Here is a 787-nt window from a genome sequence, read left to right as displayed (position 1 = left end):
AGGTTCTGGCAGTTTATCAAAGGGGTCAATTTTGATTAAAAAGTCGAAGATGTTTGGAGTGACGGATGTGCCCATGGTTTACCTCTAAAATGAACCGGTGTTTCAACATTGTTCTAAGTGGCAAAAAAAGCAGCCTCGCGGCTGCCTCTTGTTTCTGATTATGCCGGGTAATCGTGGTAACCCAATTGCTCAGAAATGTTTTTACCTGCTTGATGCAGTAAGCCGACGTAATATTCCATTCTCTCTTCATCGAAACGGATGGTTGGGAATGAGATAGACAAGCCAGCAATGATTTGACCAAAGCGGTCATAAATCGGCGCAGCGATACAACGAAGACCTGGTTCTTGCTCTTCGTTATCTTCTGCATAGTGGAAATCGCGCACTTTCGCCAATTCTTCTAGCACTTGATCGGTGTTTTCCAATGTTTTTTCTGTGTGCTTAATGAACTCGACATCGCTCAATACGTCACGAACGAAGCTTTCATCGCGCTCAGAAAGCAGCACTTTACCAATCGCAGTACTGTAGAGCGGATTGCGACGACCGATGCGCGATTGCATGCGTAGGTTGTAGCCAGAGTCGATTTTGTGGATGTAAATGATGGCATTTTCATCCAGCGCACCAAGGTGCAAGGCTTCGTTGGTTTGTTCTGAAATGTGGCGCATTTCTTTGTCGGCCAGTTCGATCAGATCGACGTACTCAAGCGATTTTGCGCCCAACTCGAACAGCTTAAGTGTTAGAGAGTACTTATCCGCTTCGCCTTCTTGAGACACGTAACCGAGCGATTTCA

The 787-nt window shown here is 45.9% G+C and carries 1 protein-coding gene; it reads right to left on the bottom strand.

All coding sequences use genetic code 11. The features are described 5' to 3' along the window. Positions 1-158: 158 nt before the first annotated feature. Positions 159-787 (bottom strand): DNA-binding transcriptional regulator KdgR (kdgR, locus tag R7Q46_RS26400; protein ID WP_318078114.1); only part of this gene is annotated, 629 nt, incomplete at its 5' end.

This window comes from Vibrio sp. 811, assembly GCF_033339195.1.
This window is presented reverse-complemented; position numbering and strand designations above follow the sequence as displayed.